This is a genomic window from Aquitalea sp. FG25, from assembly GCF_057809375.1.
On record NZ_JBMDJV010000021.1, the window covers coordinates 71,174 to 85,431 of the forward strand.

General features: G+C 59.5%; 16 protein-coding genes and 1 tRNA gene. 4 read left to right on the forward strand and 13 right to left on the reverse strand.

What is annotated here, in order from left to right:
• Window positions 1–76: 76 nt before the first annotated feature.
• The 3 genes from ACODR9_RS17825 to ACODR9_RS17835 are packed head-to-tail and all read right to left on the reverse strand — an operon-like array spanning window position 77 to window position 2,837.
• Entirely contained in the window at window positions 77–643 is a 567-nt protein-coding gene (locus ACODR9_RS17825) for a LutC/YkgG family protein (RefSeq protein WP_488810872.1), read from the reverse strand.
• A complete protein-coding gene (locus ACODR9_RS17830; RefSeq protein WP_488810873.1) occupies window positions 640–2,040 on the reverse strand; it encodes a lactate utilization protein B in 1,401 nt (466 codons plus the stop codon). Before ACODR9_RS17830 ends, ACODR9_RS17825 begins: the two co-directional genes overlap by 4 nt.
• Window positions 2,037–2,837, reverse strand: coding sequence for a (Fe-S)-binding protein (locus tag ACODR9_RS17835; protein WP_488810875.1), 801 nt, complete (start codon window positions 2,835–2,837; stop codon window positions 2,037–2,039). Before ACODR9_RS17835 ends, ACODR9_RS17830 begins: the two co-directional genes overlap by 4 nt.
• Before the next feature lie 6 nt (window positions 2,838–2,843).
• On the opposite strand from ACODR9_RS17835, the gene ACODR9_RS17840 reads away from it, so the two are divergent.
• Entirely contained in the window at window positions 2,844–3,050 is a 207-nt protein-coding gene (locus tag ACODR9_RS17840) for a hypothetical protein (protein WP_488810877.1), read from the forward strand.
• Between the two features lie 589 nt (window positions 3,051–3,639).
• Complete coding sequence (locus ACODR9_RS17845) at window positions 3,640–3,918, forward strand: hypothetical protein (protein ID WP_488810879.1); 279 nt, start codon at window positions 3,640–3,642, stop codon at window positions 3,916–3,918.
• Window positions 3,919–4,024: 106 nt separating this feature from the next.
• Here the strand turns inward: ACODR9_RS17845 and ACODR9_RS17850 are convergent.
• The 3 genes from ACODR9_RS17850 to ACODR9_RS17860 all read right to left on the reverse strand — a co-directional run bounded on the left by ACODR9_RS17850 (window position 4,025) and on the right by ACODR9_RS17860 (window position 6,990).
• Window positions 4,025–4,119 (reverse strand) — tRNA-Sec (locus ACODR9_RS17850).
• Window positions 4,120–4,141: 22 nt separating this feature from the next.
• On the reverse strand, window positions 4,142–6,055 hold the full coding sequence (gene selB, locus ACODR9_RS17855; RefSeq protein WP_488810881.1) for a selenocysteine-specific translation elongation factor: 1,914 nt from the start codon (window positions 6,053–6,055) through the stop codon (window positions 4,142–4,144).
• On the reverse strand, window positions 6,052–6,990 hold the full coding sequence (locus tag ACODR9_RS17860; RefSeq protein ID WP_488810883.1) for a cation diffusion facilitator family transporter: 939 nt from the start codon (window positions 6,988–6,990) through the stop codon (window positions 6,052–6,054). Before ACODR9_RS17860 ends, selB begins: the two co-directional genes overlap by 4 nt.
• A 173-nt stretch (window positions 6,991–7,163) precedes the next feature.
• Here ACODR9_RS17860 and ACODR9_RS17865 point away from each other — a divergent pair, with 173 nt between their 5' ends.
• On the forward strand, window positions 7,164–7,508 hold the full coding sequence (locus ACODR9_RS17865; protein ID WP_488810885.1) for a GlpM family protein: 345 nt from the start codon (window positions 7,164–7,166) through the stop codon (window positions 7,506–7,508).
• On the opposite strand, the gene selA is transcribed toward ACODR9_RS17865, so the two are convergent.
• Both selA and ACODR9_RS17875 read right to left on the reverse strand, forming a co-directional pair.
• Entirely contained in the window at window positions 7,505–8,923 is a 1,419-nt protein-coding gene (selA, locus tag ACODR9_RS17870) for an L-seryl-tRNA(Sec) selenium transferase (RefSeq protein WP_488810887.1), read from the reverse strand. The genes ACODR9_RS17865 and selA overlap by 4 nt on opposite strands.
• An 11-nt stretch (window positions 8,924–8,934) precedes the next feature.
• Window positions 8,935–9,162, reverse strand: a complete 228-nt coding sequence (locus ACODR9_RS17875) for a hypothetical protein (RefSeq protein WP_488810889.1) — start codon at window positions 9,160–9,162, stop codon at window positions 8,935–8,937.
• A gap of 96 nt (window positions 9,163–9,258) precedes the next feature.
• On the opposite strand from ACODR9_RS17875, the gene ACODR9_RS17880 reads away from it, so the two are divergent.
• Complete coding sequence (locus ACODR9_RS17880) at window positions 9,259–10,251, forward strand: serine/threonine protein kinase (RefSeq protein WP_488810891.1); 993 nt, start codon at window positions 9,259–9,261, stop codon at window positions 10,249–10,251.
• A gap of 41 nt (window positions 10,252–10,292) precedes the next feature.
• On the opposite strand, the gene ACODR9_RS17885 is transcribed toward ACODR9_RS17880, so the two are convergent.
• The 5 genes from ACODR9_RS17885 to ACODR9_RS17905 form a co-directional block, all read right to left on the reverse strand.
• The gene (locus tag ACODR9_RS17885; protein WP_488810893.1) at window positions 10,293–11,504 is read right to left on the reverse strand and encodes an EAL domain-containing response regulator; all 1,212 of its coding nucleotides are present in this window, start codon (window positions 11,502–11,504) and stop codon (window positions 10,293–10,295) included.
• Between the two features lie 14 nt (window positions 11,505–11,518).
• Complete coding sequence (locus ACODR9_RS17890) at window positions 11,519–12,580, reverse strand: protein-glutamate methylesterase/protein-glutamine glutaminase (protein ID WP_488810895.1); 1,062 nt, start codon at window positions 12,578–12,580, stop codon at window positions 11,519–11,521.
• Window positions 12,577–13,101, reverse strand: a complete 525-nt coding sequence (locus ACODR9_RS17895) for a chemotaxis protein CheD (RefSeq protein ID WP_488810897.1) — start codon at window positions 13,099–13,101, stop codon at window positions 12,577–12,579. Before ACODR9_RS17895 ends, ACODR9_RS17890 begins: the two co-directional genes overlap by 4 nt.
• A gap of 75 nt (window positions 13,102–13,176) precedes the next feature.
• A complete protein-coding gene (locus tag ACODR9_RS17900; protein WP_488810899.1) occupies window positions 13,177–13,680 on the reverse strand; it encodes a chemotaxis protein CheW in 504 nt (167 codons plus the stop codon).
• Entirely contained in the window at window positions 13,673–14,257 is a 585-nt protein-coding gene (locus tag ACODR9_RS17905; protein ID WP_488810901.1) for a chemotaxis protein CheW, read from the reverse strand. The genes ACODR9_RS17900 and ACODR9_RS17905 overlap by 8 nt, the downstream gene beginning before the upstream one ends.
• Window position 14,258: the final 1 nt, after the last annotated feature.

The window sequence follows — 14,258 nt, forward strand, 5'->3', positions numbered from 1 at the left end:
AAATGACGGGCAGAAATGACGGGCAGAAAAAAGGCCCCGTAAGGGGCCCCAAGGAAGCAATGCTCCATGCGTACAACTAAACAAAGATCACCAGCGCTGCCATGGCACCATGGGCCCCCATGACCAGGCTCTGCTCGATATCCGCAGTGCGGGACGAGCCGGAGATAAAGGCACCAAAGCCGTGCTCTGCCATGTCGATACGGGCATAGGCATCGCGCATGGTGTCCACCATGGCGTCACGTGGCACCACCAGTACCAGCTTCTGGGTGAGAAAATAGATGGAGCGAAAACGGTTGTCCGGGTGGCTGACCCAGACCGTAGCGTTTTCTGCCACGGCCAGCTGGCCGGGCACGATGGCAACATCGACATCATGCCAGGCGTGAGGATCATCCACCTCTTCGTGCTGCGCCACGGTCAGATCAACCGTGCGGCCTGCATCCGGCCAACGCGCAGCCACGACATCGGCCACGCTCTGACCATCCTGTAACTGGACTGCGTCGCCACCCAGATTGCGGATGAGTGTGGCAAATGCCTCAAACTGGTTGTCGTAGCGGATAAACGGCACGGCATGGATATCCGGCAAGGCTGATGCTTGCGGCCGGTTCTGGCGGATGCGGGCCAGTATGCTGTCACGGGCGCTCATTGCTTGCCCTCCTTGTCCTTCTTGTCTTGATTGCGCTGCAGGTACAGCTCCTTGAAGCTTTGAGTCGGCATGGGCGGAAGATCGCGGCCTGCGCGGCTCCAGGCGCTATGGCGGGTAAGGCTTTCCGGAATGATGGGTACCACCTTGCGCATCACCTTGCCCCCTAGGTCGAACAGCGCCGGGTGCTGGGTGAGAAAACGCATGGCCAGCAAGCCCATTTTCTTGCTGGTGGGCAGCAGGTTCTGCTCAAAAGCCTTCTTGCGATGCAGTACCAGTTGCTCGTGCAGATTGATCTTGACCGGGCAGACATTGGAACAGGAGCCGCAAGTACTGCAGGCAAAAGCCATGCTGCCGTGTTTTTTCATGTCACGGCTGGGGCCCAGGGTGGAGCCGATGGGGCCGGGAATGATGTAGCTATAGCTGAAGCCGCTGCTGCGGCGGTATACCGGGCAGGTGTTCATGCAGGCACCACAACGGATGCAGCGCAGGCTCTGGTAGAAATCTTCATTGCCCAGGATGTCGCTACGGCCATTGTCGACGATGACGATGTGCATCTCGCCACCGGGCCGGGCCTGATGGAAATGCGAGGTGTAGGTGGTTACCGGCGAGCCGATGGCCGAACGTGCCAACAGGCGGGTAAACACGCCCAAGTGTTCCAGTTTAGGGATGATTTTTTCCAGCCCCATGCTGGCAATGTGAATGGGCGGCAGGCTGGTGCCCAGGTCGGCATTGCCTTCGTTGGTACACACTACGACGCCACCGGTTTCGGCGATGGCAAAATTCACCCCGGTCAGACCGGCATCTGCCGTCAGAAAGTGCTCGCGCAGATTGGCCCGTGCCGCGTGGGTGAGGTAGGTGGGGTCGTTATTACCGGCTTCGGTACCCAGTTCTTTATGGAAAAGCTCGGAAATCTGCTCTTTCTTCAGGTGGATGGCTGGCATCACGATGTGGCTGGGGGCTTCGTGACGCAATTGCACGATGCGCTCGCCCAGGTCGGTATCCACCACCTCGATGCCACGCTGTTCCAGATAGGGGTTCAGCCCGCACTCTTCGGTCAGCATGGACTTGGACTTGACCAGCTTTTTTACCTGTCGCGCCGCCAGAATGCTGTGCACGATGCGGTTGTGCTCATCGGCATCGGCAGCCCAGTGTACGGTTACGCCGTTTTTCTGTGCATTGGCTTCAAACTGGGCCAGGTAATCGTCCAGCTGCGACAGGGTATGTACCTTGATCTCGCGGGCCAGCTGGCGCAGTTCTTCCCATTCCGGCAGTTGCTTGGCTTGGGCATCGCGCTTTTGCCGCACCCACCAGATGGCGCTGTCGTGCCATTTGGCCTGGGCGCGGTCCTTGAGAAATTCTGCCGCTGCCTGCGGGTGTTTTACGCTGTCGTCCTTCATGCGCGTTCTCCCCGACCGGTGAGGATTTCCACGATGTGCAGCGGGCGGATCTGCTTGCCTTGATGGCGAATGATGCCGCCCATGTGCATCAGACAGGAAGGATCTGCGCCCACGATATATTCCGCGCCGGTGGCCTCATGCTGGGCAATGCGGTCCTCGCCCATGGCGGTGGATAGCTCCGGCTCGTCAACACAGAAGGTGCCACCAAAGCCGCAGCATTCGTCACGGCGTTCCGGCAGCAGCACTTCCACGCCATCAACCAGTTTGAGGATGTCTTCCAGTCGCGAGTGGTAGGGCATCATCAGTTCGGACGGGCTGGCGTGGTGCAGCTCGCGCAGGCCGTGGCAGCTCTGGTGGATGGATACCTTGTGCGGGAAGTAAACCGGCTTGGGCAGCTTTTCCACTTTCAGCACATCCTGCAGAAATTCGATGATTTCATACACCTTGGGCTTGAGCTGCTGATAGTCGCGGTTGTCGGGGATATACCAATCGTAGTGGTGCGTTACATGGGAGACGCAGCTGCCAGAGGGGGCAACAACGTAGTCATACTGGTGAAAGACATCGGTAAAGCGCTTGGCAGCATCACAAGCGCCCTTGCTGTCGCCGTTATTGGCCAGCGGCTGACCACAGCAGGATTGCTGCAGCGGATAGTCCACCTCGCAACCCAGGCTTTCCAGCAGTTCGAGCGTGGCCATGGCCACATGGGGAAACAGTTCGTTGATGAAGCAGGGAATGAACAGGCCGATTTTCATGGTGCGCGGGGCCTCCGACAGGCAGGAGCAGGGTTCAGCCTGCATTAGATAATGTCCATGCTGTTGCTGCCAATTCGGATTTACCCTTGTGCGTCAGGGATGACGCTGGTTTTACTGGTTTTTGATGTCGGCACCGCGACTTACCGCCGCGACAACGCGCTTGGCCTGGCGGGTGATCCAGCCCATGGTGTTAAGGAAGTTCTGATTGGCATCGGTGATAGCGCCTCCGGGCTGAGGCCGATGTGTGCAGTGGCGTGATTCAAGGTGTTTTCCCGCTGTGTGCTGGCATAACGTGCTCACTCCAGGCTGGCAAGCTGTTGTTTCTGGTGTTGCTGGAATAGTTATCTTATCGCCGAACCCGGATGGGCTTTTATAATTTGTTATGGAAGCGGGCCGCAAGATGATGAAAGCGTTGAAAGAACCCTGATTTGCAATACCACGAGCGGGGGCTGGCACATTCCGGCCAGGAAGGTGACTGCTAGTTTGTTTAGTTAAATTGGATTGGTATTTCTAACTTGTTATGACTTATATGTAATGACTTGTGTATTACTGCGGTTTTGCTTTGCTGCGCTCACTTGGCAAGCCGGGTAACAGTGTTATCCTTGGCAGCTTATGCATGTTAGGGCAGCCATCCGCCGTAGCGGCAGGCATGCATTCTTCTACCCGCTGCTTGGGTGTTTTGGATAAGGTGGTGAATCCGGGTGAAATCATGATGCCAACTGCAGCATGACATCCGGTAATAGTCAGTGAAGGTCAGTGTGGCAACATGGTAAACATCAAACAGAATTTGACTTCCTGCTGTGCAGATCTTTGTTCAGGCAAGGCGGACGGTGACCGGATCATCCAGATGATTGCCTTGCTCAAGGCATTTCATGTGCTGTATGTAAATGTGCATTCACCGGAAGCCAGGTTGATTCAGCATGCTATTGAGAATCTGAAATCGGCCTACTCGGTTTTCCAGTCCCGCGATGAGATCGTGCTGATGCCGTATGAGTTGCGCGAGCTGAATGCTGCCCGGCAAGCATGTCTGTCCAAATCAGGACGTCGCAGTGCCAGCGTGCTGCATCATCTTTACAGCGTTTATCTTGAGTACTATCGCCGCGCACTGAAGGGGATGGCTGCTTGAGGAGTCCAAACGCCAGGCCAGGATTTTCCGGTAACCAATACAGCAAAACCCGCAGGTGTGCGGGTTTTTTTATTGCGGGTATCGCTGGTTTGGCGAGCAGGAAAACTGGCGGAAGAGAATGGGAGTCGAACCCACCCGGGACCGCTGGCGGCCCCCTCTGGTTTTGAAGACCAGCCACCCCACCGGGGATGCCTCTCTTCCATGTCGGCTGATTATACCGATTTCAGCCCGGCGGGAAAGTGTGCTGCCTGGTCGCCGATTCTGCGCTGCCAAACAGCAGGTCCTCGCGCAGCAAATGGCGATCACCCAGACGGCGGGTGAAGCCAGTGCGGTCGTAAAATTCCAGAATTTGAATGGCAAGCTTGCGTCCACAGCCCAGCTGGTTGCGGAAGGCGGCGGCATCTGCGTGACCATGCTGCAGGCAGAGCTGACGGATGATGTCAGCCATTGTATGCATATTGGCGCTGGAAAAGTAGCGGTCCTGTACCACGGCCATGACATGACCCAGTCGTGTTGCCTTGTGCAGCAAGCGGCGTATCTCTCCTTCATCCTCGCCCAGTGTGTTGGCGAGGTCGCGTACCCAGTGGGGTTCGCTGCCAACAAAGCAGGGTGCCAGGCGCCGCCATTGCTGCTGCTCCTGCAGAGTGAAAGCCAGTACATGTTGCGGCAGGTGTAGCCAGCCCCGGGTTTGTTTCAGCTGGCCTTGTTGCAGCAGTTGTTCCAGTAGCAGGTTGACCGTGGCTTCGGGTTCGCCGGGCAGGGCGAGCCGACGCAGGCGGCCACGGCTGGCTCCCAGTTGGTCTGGCTGTTGCTGGTGCAGCATGGCCAGTTTCTGTAGCAGGGTTGCCTGCATAGCGGCCCAGTGTTGCGGGTGATAAAAGCGGCCGGCAACCTGCTGGCCTGGGCTTTGTGCAAGCAACTGCTGCAAGGCGTGCTCATGCAACTGCATGGCCCAGGCAAAGTCTTCCAGCACCACGGCCTGCTGCTGGCTTTGTTGCTGCAGCCGCTCTGCCGGTGTCAGGCTGGTGGTTTGTAAGTGCTGCAGATAGGCCAGCCGGGCGGGCTGACGCTTGCCTCTGCCGGGAACCTGTAGTTCCAGCAGGCGTGCGCCAGCGATGGTGTCGCGTGCACTGGCATCGCGCAGTATCAGCCGGTCGTGGTTGGCCATCCACAAGGGTTGACCCAGTACCAGCTCGGCCAGGGCAGTTTCGCCAGCACTCAGTTGGCTGCGGTTGAGCAGGGACAGTCGTCCGGTAATGTGGCGTGCCGCATGATGAATATGCACCGCCTGCCAGTGGCGTAAGGGGGCGATGGCCTGAACGCTGATGCTGATGCGGCTGCTGGGGGGGACTGGTGCTGTATCAAACAGCCAGTCGCCGCGCTGGATGTCTTGCTTTTGCACATCGCCTGCCAGATTCAGTGCAATGCGCTGCCCGGCCTGGCCGGACTGTGCTGCGGCATTTTGTACATGCAGGCTGCGTACCCTGACCGGGGTTTCCTTGCTGCTGAGCCAGAGCCGGTCGCCAACGCTTACCTGGCCGCCCAGTGCCGTGCCGGTAACGACCAGACCGGCTCCGCTGAGGCTGAAGGCACGGTCGATGGCCAGACGAAAACGCTGGCCGGGTGGCACTGATGGCGCTGACAGATGTTGCAGCAGGTGCTGGCGCAGCGGTGCTATGCCTGCGCCGTTGTGGCTGGAGACAAAGAAAACCGGTGCTGCAGGCCACGGGCTGTCGGCCAGCAGCTGGCTGGCGGCGCTGGCGACAGCATGCTGGCGGGCCGAATCAACCAGATCACATTTGCTGATGACCACAGTCAGTTGCGCAATGCCGCTAAGCTGCAGGATGGCCAGGTGTTCCCGGGTTTGCGGCATGATGCCGTCGTCAGCGGCAATGATCAGCAAGGCATGTGGAATGCCGGACAGGCCACACAGCATGTTGGAGAGAAATTTTTCGTGGCCGGGTACATCAATGAAACCGGCCACCCGCCCGTCTGCCAGCGGCAGATAGACATAACCCAGGTCTATGGTCATGCCGCGTTTTTTCTCTTCCGGCAGCCGGTCGGCATTCTGGCCGGTTAGTGCGGTGAGCAGGGCGGTTTTGCCATGATCGACATGGCCGGCGGTCGCAAAAATCATGTAACAGAATGGTCTGTCGGGTGTTCAAGGCCAACCGGGTCGATATGCGTCATCACGTTCAATACCGGGTGGGCGGCCATTACTCGCTCGCGTGCCTGCTCGGCAATGGTGTGGGCATCGAAGACATTCATGTGGCCATCCACTTCCAGATGGACATCCACCAGGATCAAATCACCCATTTTGCGGGTGCGCAGGTCATGCAGCGCGCGTACGCCGCTGGTGGCCAGCAGGGTGTGGCGAATGGCATCGGCTTCTTCGGTGTCGGCAGCGCGGTCCATCAGGTCGTGCAGTGAGTTCCAGGCAAAGCTCCAGCCCATCTTGCCTACGATGAAGCCCACGATAAGAGCGGCAACCGGGTCGAGAATCGGATAGCCCATCAGGTTACCGATGATGCCGATAGCGACCACCAGCGAAGATGCCGCATCCGAACGTGCATGCCAGGCATTGGCCACCAGCATGCTGGAGCGCACCCGCTGTGCCACCGCCAGCATGAAGCGGAACAGCAATTCCTTGGCGATGAGTGCCACCACGGCCACCCACAAGGCGATACTGTGCACAGTGGGGATGGACGAGGGGTCGTGAAACTTGACGGCGGCGGACCACAGCATGCCGATGCCGACGGCCAGCAGCAGGCCGCCCAACACCAGGGAGGCGGCGTTTTCATAACGCTGATGGCCATACTGGTGGTCATCATCCGGTGCCTTGCGGCTGTGATGGCCGGCCAAGAGGACGACAAAGTCGGACAGCAGGTCGGACAGCGAATGGACACCATCGGCCACCAGCGCTTGCGACTTGGCAAATACGCCGATCAGGATCTGGGCGCTGGCCAGTACGATATTGACCCAGACGCTAACCATGGTGCTGCGGTGCGCGGCTTTATTGCGTGCAGCTTCATCTACCGTTTCGTGTGGAGCATGGCTGGTGTGTATGGTCATGGCAAAGCGGTCCGGATCGGGTGGGGAGTGCAGTATGCCACAGCTGGCTTAAGTTTTTATTAATTGAAATTTATTGGTTGGTAAATAAAAACAATAATAAGAATGATCTGCATTTCGCAGGTGTTCGCTGCCGATCATGTCAAAATAGCAGCTGTTAATTATATTGATCCGGAATGACCTTGGCTCTGTTGCTCAAGTCCCTGCTGGGTGCGCTGGCTGTTGTACTGATCAGCCTTCTGTCCCGCTCGCGCAATTACTATATCGCCGGCCTGGTGCCACTGTTTCCCACCTTTGCCTTGATTGCCCACTACATTGTAGGCAGCGAGCGCGGTGCGCTGGCGCTCAAGACCACCGTGCTGTTTGGCATGTGGTCCTTGCTGCCTTATTTTATCTACCTGTTTAGCCTGTATTGCCTGCTGGACCGTCTGCGTCTGCCCTGGGCGCTGGCAGCCGCCACGCTGAGCTGGGGCGTGGCGGCCTTTGTACTCATCCTTGGCTGGAGCCGCTGGCACGGCTAGGCGGGCTTGCTGCTTGAGTCTGGCAGGCCCAGATTGGCCAGAAAGGCGGTTTCATCCTCCAGGCAGCGTAGATCCAGCCACAGCTTGCTATCGTACAGGCGGCCAATCACGGGGGCGGGCAGCTTGCGCAGCCGGGTGGCCAGCGCTTCCAGCGTGCTGCCACGGCCATCGCGCGGGCTGAAGGTAATGGCCCAGCCGGGCAGACGGTCTACAGGTAATGAGCCACTGCCAATCTGCGACAGGCAGGGATGGTCTGCGGTATCAAAATCGCTGCCGGCAAAGTCACGTAGCAGCGGCAGCAAGCGCAGGGCTTGCTGCTGCATGTCTGCCTGCGGGCGGACCAGGCGGCGTAGTGTGGGGAGCTGGCGTACCAGCCTGTCCGGCTGCAGGTAAAGCCGCAGCGTGGCTTCTAGTGCGGCCAGCGTCATTTTGTCGCAGCGCAGTGCACGCTTGAGTGGATGTTGCTGGATTTTGTCTATCCAGCTCTTTTTGCCGATAATCAGTCCGGCCTGTGGGCCACCCAGCAGCTTGTCACCGGAGAAGCTGACCAGATCCACCCCCTGGGCAATCATTTGCTGCGGCATCGGTTCAGCCGGCAGGCCGTAGGCGGACAGATCGATCAGCGCACCAGAGCCCAGGTCAGTGGCCGCTGGCAAGCCGTGGTGGTGGGCCAGCTCGGCCAGCTCGGCTTCGCTGACGCTGTGGGTGAAGCCCTCGATATGGTAGTTGCTGGTGTGTACTTTCATCAGCAAACCGGTAGCCGGGTTGATGGCCTGGCTGTAGTCGCGCAAGTGGGTGCGGTTGGTGGCTCCCACCTCCACCAGCTGGCAGCCCGCCTGGCGCATGACGTCTGGCATGCGGAACGCGCCGCCGATTTCCACCAGTTCGCCACGCGACACAATCACTTCACGCCCGGCCGCTACGGTGGACAGCATGATCAGCACGGCTGCCGCATTGTTGTTGACCACACAGGCGGCTTCAGCCCCGGTCAGCTCCTGTAGCAGTTCGCTGATGGCCGTATCGCGGTGGCCACGGCCTGCGCCATCCAGATCGTATTCCAGGGTGACCGCTTCGCGCATGGCGCGGCTGACCGCTGCAACGGCCTCTTCCGCCATCGGTGCCCGCCCCAGATTGGTATGCAGCACGGTGCCGCTGAGGTTGAATACCGGGCGAATCTGCACTTGCTGGCGTGTACTCACCCGCTGACTGGCCTGCGCGGCCAGTTGATATTCGTCCTCGGCCCAGCGTGGCAGGCTGTTGTTGCTGCGGATGTGCTGGCGGGCCTCATCCAGCGTTTGGCGCACGGCTTCGGCCAGGGCGGCATTGCCATGACGATCCAGTACTTTTTCCAGCAAGGGATGATTAAGCAGCCGGTCTACCGAGGGCAGGCGGGCGTACAGGTTTTTCAGCGGCATGGCATGTATTTTCAGAATCGGGAAAAGCGGTACAGCAGGTAGAGCAGGCCCACCAGCAGTACATTACCGGCCAGCCAGCCCAGCAGGTGCAGCAACTGGCTACGCCGGCTGGCTGCCGGTTCGCACCGTTGACGGTGCAAGGTGTGGGCGATGCATTGCCAGCCATTCCAGGTGGCTTCGGCAATATCGGCGGGCAGGGATAGCAGCTTCCTGTTTTGCTGCGGGTCGCTGGTGTGCATGGCAATCTCCTGCGAAGCGGATGCTTCTTATGTGGATACTAGCTGAGTGAGGACTGCAATGGATAGTGATGTTTGAAGTACACGTATAATGCCAGCATGACTCAAGAATCCACGCCCCCCTTTGCCGGCCTGACGCCGGATGTTCTGCTGGATGCAGTGGAAAGCCTGGGGCTGCGCGCCTCCGGCAGCCTGCTGGCACTCAACAGCTATGAAAACCGTGTCTACCAGTTGGGCATGGAGGATGCTCCGCCACTGGTGGCCAAGTTTTACCGTCCCGGTCGCTGGAGCGATGCGCAGATTATGGAGGAACATGCTTTCAGTCTGGAACTGGCCGAGCGGGAAATCCCGGTAGTACCGCCCTTGTTGTTTGGCAATGCCAGCCTGCATCACTACCAGGGTTTCCGCTTTGCCCTGTTTGCCCGGCGCGGTGGCCGGGTGCCGGAGCTGGGGGACAGCAATACGCTGGAGTGGATAGGCCGCTTTTTGGGGCGTATCCACGCGCTGGGGCAGGTTCTGCCGTATCAGTTCCGCCCCGCCTTGACTATTCGCAGCTTTGGTGAGGAGTCGGTTGCCTATCTGCTGGATGGCAATGTGCTGCCGGCTGATCTGCGCGAAGTCTATCGCGGCGTGGCCGCCCAGGCGCTGGATGGCGTGCGGCGTTGCTTTGAACGTGCCGGCACGGTACGGCAGCTGCGGCTGCATGGTGATTGTCATAATGGCAATATGCTGTGGACCGATGATGGCCCGCATTTTGTCGATTTTGACGATAGCCGCATGGGCCCGGCAATACAGGATTTGTGGATGTTGCTGTCTGGCTCGCGTGATGAGCAGTCGGCGCAGTTGGCCGACGTGCTGGCAGGGTACGAGGACTTCTGTGATTTCGACCTGCGCGAGCTGTATCTGCTGGAAGGCCTGCGCACGCTGCGCTTGCTGCATTACGCCGCCTGGCTGGCACGGCGCTGGGATGATCCGGCGTTCCCGGTGGCGTTTCCCTGGTTTGCACAACCGCGCTTCTGGGAGGAGCAGATTCTCTCGCTGCGCGAGCAGATTGCCCTGATGGATGAGCCACCGTTGTGGCGGCTGCCCTAGGGCCCGGTGAACTGGATGCAGGGAAACTGTGTTAACCGGTGCTAGTTGACGGTGCGGGGAGTCGGGCTGAAGCCGGGCTGGTGTTGCTTGGCCCAGGGCAGAAACTGGCTGGCGTCCATTGGCCGGGCAATGAAATAACCTTGTCCCAGCTGGCAACCGTGTTGTTGCATGATGTCCAGATCCTGTTGTGTTTCTATGCCTTCGGCCACCGTGCATAGTTTCATGCGGGAGCCCAGTTCGATGATGCTGTCGGTGATGGCCTGCAGATGAGGCTTGTCGGCAATCGAAGTCACCAGTGACTGGTCGATTTTTAGTTCGGTGAAGGGAAAGCGGGTGAGTTGCTGGAAGGTGGCAAAGCCGGTACCAAAGTCATCAATCGACAGTCCCATGCCGGCCAGCCGCAGGCGGGCGACAATACCGATGGCGTCGGTCAGGCTGTCGGAAATGGCGGTCTCGGTAATCTCAAAAATAATGTAGCGGGCCGGTACCCGGCTGCGTTGCAACCGGCTTTCCACTGCGGTGATCAGGCTGTTGCCCTGCAGCGAGCGGGCCGAAAGATTGATGGACAATGGCAGGCGCAGACCGTGGCGTGCCCACTCCTGCCATTGGCGCAAGCCCTGTTCCAGCATGCTGAGCGTCAGTTCGGTAGCCCAGTCGTTCTGTTCAAGTACCGGAATGAAACGGGCAGGGGCAATCAGCCCGCATTCGGGATGCTGCCAGCGGGCCAGCATTTCCGCTCCCTTGATATGGCCGGTGCTCAGGTCGATCTTGGGTTGGTAGTAGGGGATGATCTGGCCTTGCTCCAGTGCCTGGCGCACGCTGGCCGGGTCAAACAAGGGGCAGTCTTCGCTGTTTTTTCTGGCTTGGGGGCACAAGCGTTGCAGTAAATCTTGCAACTGGTTTTTGTTCAGCGGTTTTTTCAGGCCGCCCAGCACTTGCAAACCCAAGCCCGTTCCCATCAGCTCCAGTGTGGAAATCAGCATGCAGTCTTTGCCGGATGTCAGCACGATGTGCGGGGCAAGCTTTTCTGCTGCCAGTTGCTGCATCACCTGCACGCCATCCATGCGTGGCATTTCCAGGTCGAGCAGCATCAGATCCGGCAGGCGCTCTCGTACCCTGGCCATGCCTTCCTCGCCGTTGGCCGCGAACCGGACACTGGAAAAGCCCAGTTCCTGGCAGATTTCGCTGGCCAGTTGTCGGTGCAGGCTGCTGTCTTCCACGATCAACACATCCTGCATGTCGGCAAGCAGCATGCTGTCGGTCTCCATTAGCGGCATATGGCCTTGGCAATGGTGTCCAGCGGCATCACCTCATCGGCGGCCCCCAGTTTGATGGCTTCCTTGGGCATGCCGAACACCACGCAGCTATCTTCATCCTGGGCGATGGTTTTGGCTCCGGCATCGTGCATTTCCTTCAGTCCCTTGGCGCCATCATCGCCCATGCCGGTCATGATGATGCCCAGTGCATTGCATCCGGCAAACTTGGCGGCGGAGCGGAACAGCACATCGACTGAGGGTTTGTGGCGGCTGACCAGTGGGCCGTCCACCACTTCCACCTGATAGAAAGCGCCGCTGCGCTTGATCATCATGTGCTTGCCACCGGGGGCGATCAGCGCACGCCCCGGCAGAATGCGATCCCCGGTGGCGGCTTCCTTGACTTCGATTTCCGATAACCGGTCCAGCCGTTCGGCAAAGGACGCGGTGAATTTTTCCGGCATGTGCTGCACGATGGCCAGCCCCGGGCAGGTGCGCGGGAGCTTGGTCAGTATGGCCTCCAGCGCCTGGGTGCCACCGGTGGAGGTGCCAATGGCAACGATGCGTTCGGTGGTCTGGAACATCTGCTGGCCGGTGGGGGCGGCCAGTACGGCATCTGCCGACAGCTTGGGGCGGGTTTCCAGCGGCGTGGGCGGCAGGCTGCGCATGCGGCTCATGCGGGCCAGCGCAGCGGCTTTTACCGCCTGAACCAGCAGGTTGTTGCTGTCCTGCAAAAACTGTTTCACGCCCGCATGTGGCTTGGCAATGACTTCTACGGCACCGGCGGCCATGGCCTGCATGCTGATGTCGGCACCTTTCTGGGTGAGCGAGGAGCAGATGACCACCGGCGTTGGCCGGCTGGCCATGATCTGCTTGAGGAAAGTAATGCCGTCCATGCGCGGCATTTCCACATCCAGCACGATGACGTCCGGCCACTGCTGCCTCATTTTTTCCATGGCGACAATGGGGTCGGTGGCCACATCCATGACCTCGATACCGCTGCTGGCATTGAAGATTTCACTCAGCACCTGCCGTACCACGGCAGAGTCGTCCACGATCATGACTTTGATGCTCATGCTTTTTTCCTTGTTTTGGCCGACAGATTGCTCTGCGTGTCACCGTCCTGGGACAGGCGCACCCAGACATCGCCGGATTGCACGTCAAACACCACCATGCGGGGGCTGACCCCACCCAGATCTTCCGCCTGCACATTCAGTCCCAGCTGGCGTGCCAGTTGCCGCGCCATCTCGACATTACGCGCGGCCACGTCATTGCTGCTGCGTTCTCCATCCCGGTGTGACAGAACGGTGGCACCGCCCAGCAGCTTGACCTGAAACTCCCGTAGCGGCCTGCCACAAGCCAGAGCGGAGCGCAGCAACAGCAGCATGGCCTCGTCACCGTAGCGGCCTGACAAGGTGTCGCTGCTTTCATTGCGCCTTGCCAGCAAGTAATGACACATGCCACCTTGCAGCAGCTGTGGATGCCACATCACGATGGACACACAGGAGCCAAGCAAGGTGCTGATGATGTATTCCTGACCGGCAAACTTCCATTCGCCCGGATGCAGGAAAATCTCTTTGCGTGCGTCGCTATGCATGGCTTCTTCATGGATTGCTGCGATGCAAAGGCATCCGGCAGACAAAAATGGTTGCAAGTAACTGCTTATCCCAATCTAGTTCAACACACTGCTGCTGTCCGCCTGAATCTGCACGGCGGCAGGGTTGGCCAGTGCGGCCATCTCTTCGATCGACAGCACCTTGTCCATCTGCAACAGCATCAGGCAATCGTGCGCATGGCAGGCCAGACCGGCAATGAAATCGGTGCGCAGCTGATTGCCGAATGGCGGTGGCGGCATGATGTCGATATGGTTGAGACTGACGACTTCGTGCACAGCATCCACCAGCATGCCAACCGGCGGTGCCTGCGAGCCTGCCTGCAAGATGACGATGCAGCTGCGGCGCAATACCTTGCCAGGTGGACGGCCCAGCCGCTGTGCGAGGTCGATGACCGGTACCACACTGCCACGCAGGTTCATCACGCCATGCACAAAGGCCGGCATCTGTGGCACGGTGGTTGGGCGGTGGTATTCCAGGATTTCCCTGATTTGCAGGATGTTGCAGGCGAAGGTTTCAGTACCCAGCTGGAAGCGCAGATACTGTCCGGTGGGTTCAGTCATGCTGGTCTCCCGGCAATAGGCTGTCGGGCGCATCAGCCACTGCAGTTGCCGCCGACTGGCACAGCTGCGACAGCACATCAGGCGTCAGCAGCTGGCTGGCATCCAGCAGCAGGGTAAAACCCTGGGCTTCGCGCACCATGCCAGCCAGCAGGCCGGGCGGTAACAGCTTGCCCAGTTGCGGTGGGGCTTCGATGGTGTCGTCGGCAATATCTTCCACCGTATGTACTTCATCGACCAGAATGCCGATTTCACTGGCCGACACTGCCGTTGCCAGTTGCAGAATAATGATGCAGCTGCGGCGTTGCTGCGGGCCGGCAGGTAAGCCCAGGCAGTGGGCAAGGTTAAGCACAGGCACCCCGTTGCCACGCAGGTTAAGGACGCCGGCAAGCAGGGGGGACATGCGGGGCAGGGTGGTCAGTGGCTGGTATTCCAGCAGCTCGCGGATGGCATCCAGCGTGATGCCCATCTGCTCCTCTCCGGTTCTGAAGCGCAGGTATTGCCGCTGGGCTGCCGCCGGGGCAGCCGGTAGCGGCGATAGCGCATCAGCCTGTTTGCGCCAGTGTGCATGTGTGCCCATG

What these genes read in the sequence shown, in the direction of transcription:
- ACODR9_RS17890 (WP_488810895.1), bottom strand. Translation starts at nt 12,580, where the DNA reads ATGAGCATCAAAGTCATGATCGTGGACGACTCTGCCGTGGTACGGCAG.
- ACODR9_RS17825 (WP_488810872.1), bottom strand. Translation starts at nt 643, where the DNA reads ATGAGCGCCCGTGACAGCATACTGGCCCGCATCCGCCAGAACCGGCCG.
- ACODR9_RS17900 (WP_488810899.1), bottom strand. Translation starts at nt 13,680, where the DNA reads ATGACTGAACCCACCGGACAGTATCTGCGCTTCCAGCTGGGTACTGAA.
- selA (WP_488810887.1), bottom strand. Translation starts at nt 8,923, where the DNA reads ATGCCGCTGAAAAACCTGTACGCCCGCCTGCCCTCGGTAGACCGGCTG.
- ACODR9_RS17845 (WP_488810879.1), top strand. Translation starts at nt 3,640, where the DNA reads ATGATTGCCTTGCTCAAGGCATTTCATGTGCTGTATGTAAATGTGCAT.
- ACODR9_RS17865 (WP_488810885.1), top strand. Translation starts at nt 7,164, where the DNA reads ATGACCTTGGCTCTGTTGCTCAAGTCCCTGCTGGGTGCGCTGGCTGTT.
- ACODR9_RS17835 (WP_488810875.1), bottom strand. Translation starts at nt 2,837, where the DNA reads ATGCAGGCTGAACCCTGCTCCTGCCTGTCGGAGGCCCCGCGCACCATG.
- selB (WP_488810881.1), bottom strand. Translation starts at nt 6,055, where the DNA reads ATGATTTTTGCGACCGCCGGCCATGTCGATCATGGCAAAACCGCCCTG.
- ACODR9_RS17880 (WP_488810891.1), top strand. Translation starts at nt 9,259, where the DNA reads ATGACTCAAGAATCCACGCCCCCCTTTGCCGGCCTGACGCCGGATGTT.
- ACODR9_RS17860 (WP_488810883.1), bottom strand. Translation starts at nt 6,990, where the DNA reads ATGACCATACACACCAGCCATGCTCCACACGAAACGGTAGATGAAGCT.
- ACODR9_RS17840 (WP_488810877.1), top strand. Translation starts at nt 2,844, where the DNA reads ATGTCCATGCTGTTGCTGCCAATTCGGATTTACCCTTGTGCGTCAGGG.
- ACODR9_RS17895 (WP_488810897.1), bottom strand. Translation starts at nt 13,101, where the DNA reads ATGCATAGCGACGCACGCAAAGAGATTTTCCTGCATCCGGGCGAATGG.
- ACODR9_RS17830 (WP_488810873.1), bottom strand. Translation starts at nt 2,040, where the DNA reads ATGAAGGACGACAGCGTAAAACACCCGCAGGCAGCGGCAGAATTTCTC.
- ACODR9_RS17885 (WP_488810893.1), bottom strand. Translation starts at nt 11,504, where the DNA reads ATGCTGCTTGCCGACATGCAGGATGTGTTGATCGTGGAAGACAGCAGC.
- ACODR9_RS17875 (WP_488810889.1), bottom strand. Translation starts at nt 9,162, where the DNA reads ATGCACACCAGCGACCCGCAGCAAAACAGGAAGCTGCTATCCCTGCCC.
- ACODR9_RS17905 (WP_488810901.1), bottom strand. Translation starts at nt 14,257, where the DNA reads ATGGGCACACATGCACACTGGCGCAAACAGGCTGATGCGCTATCGCCG.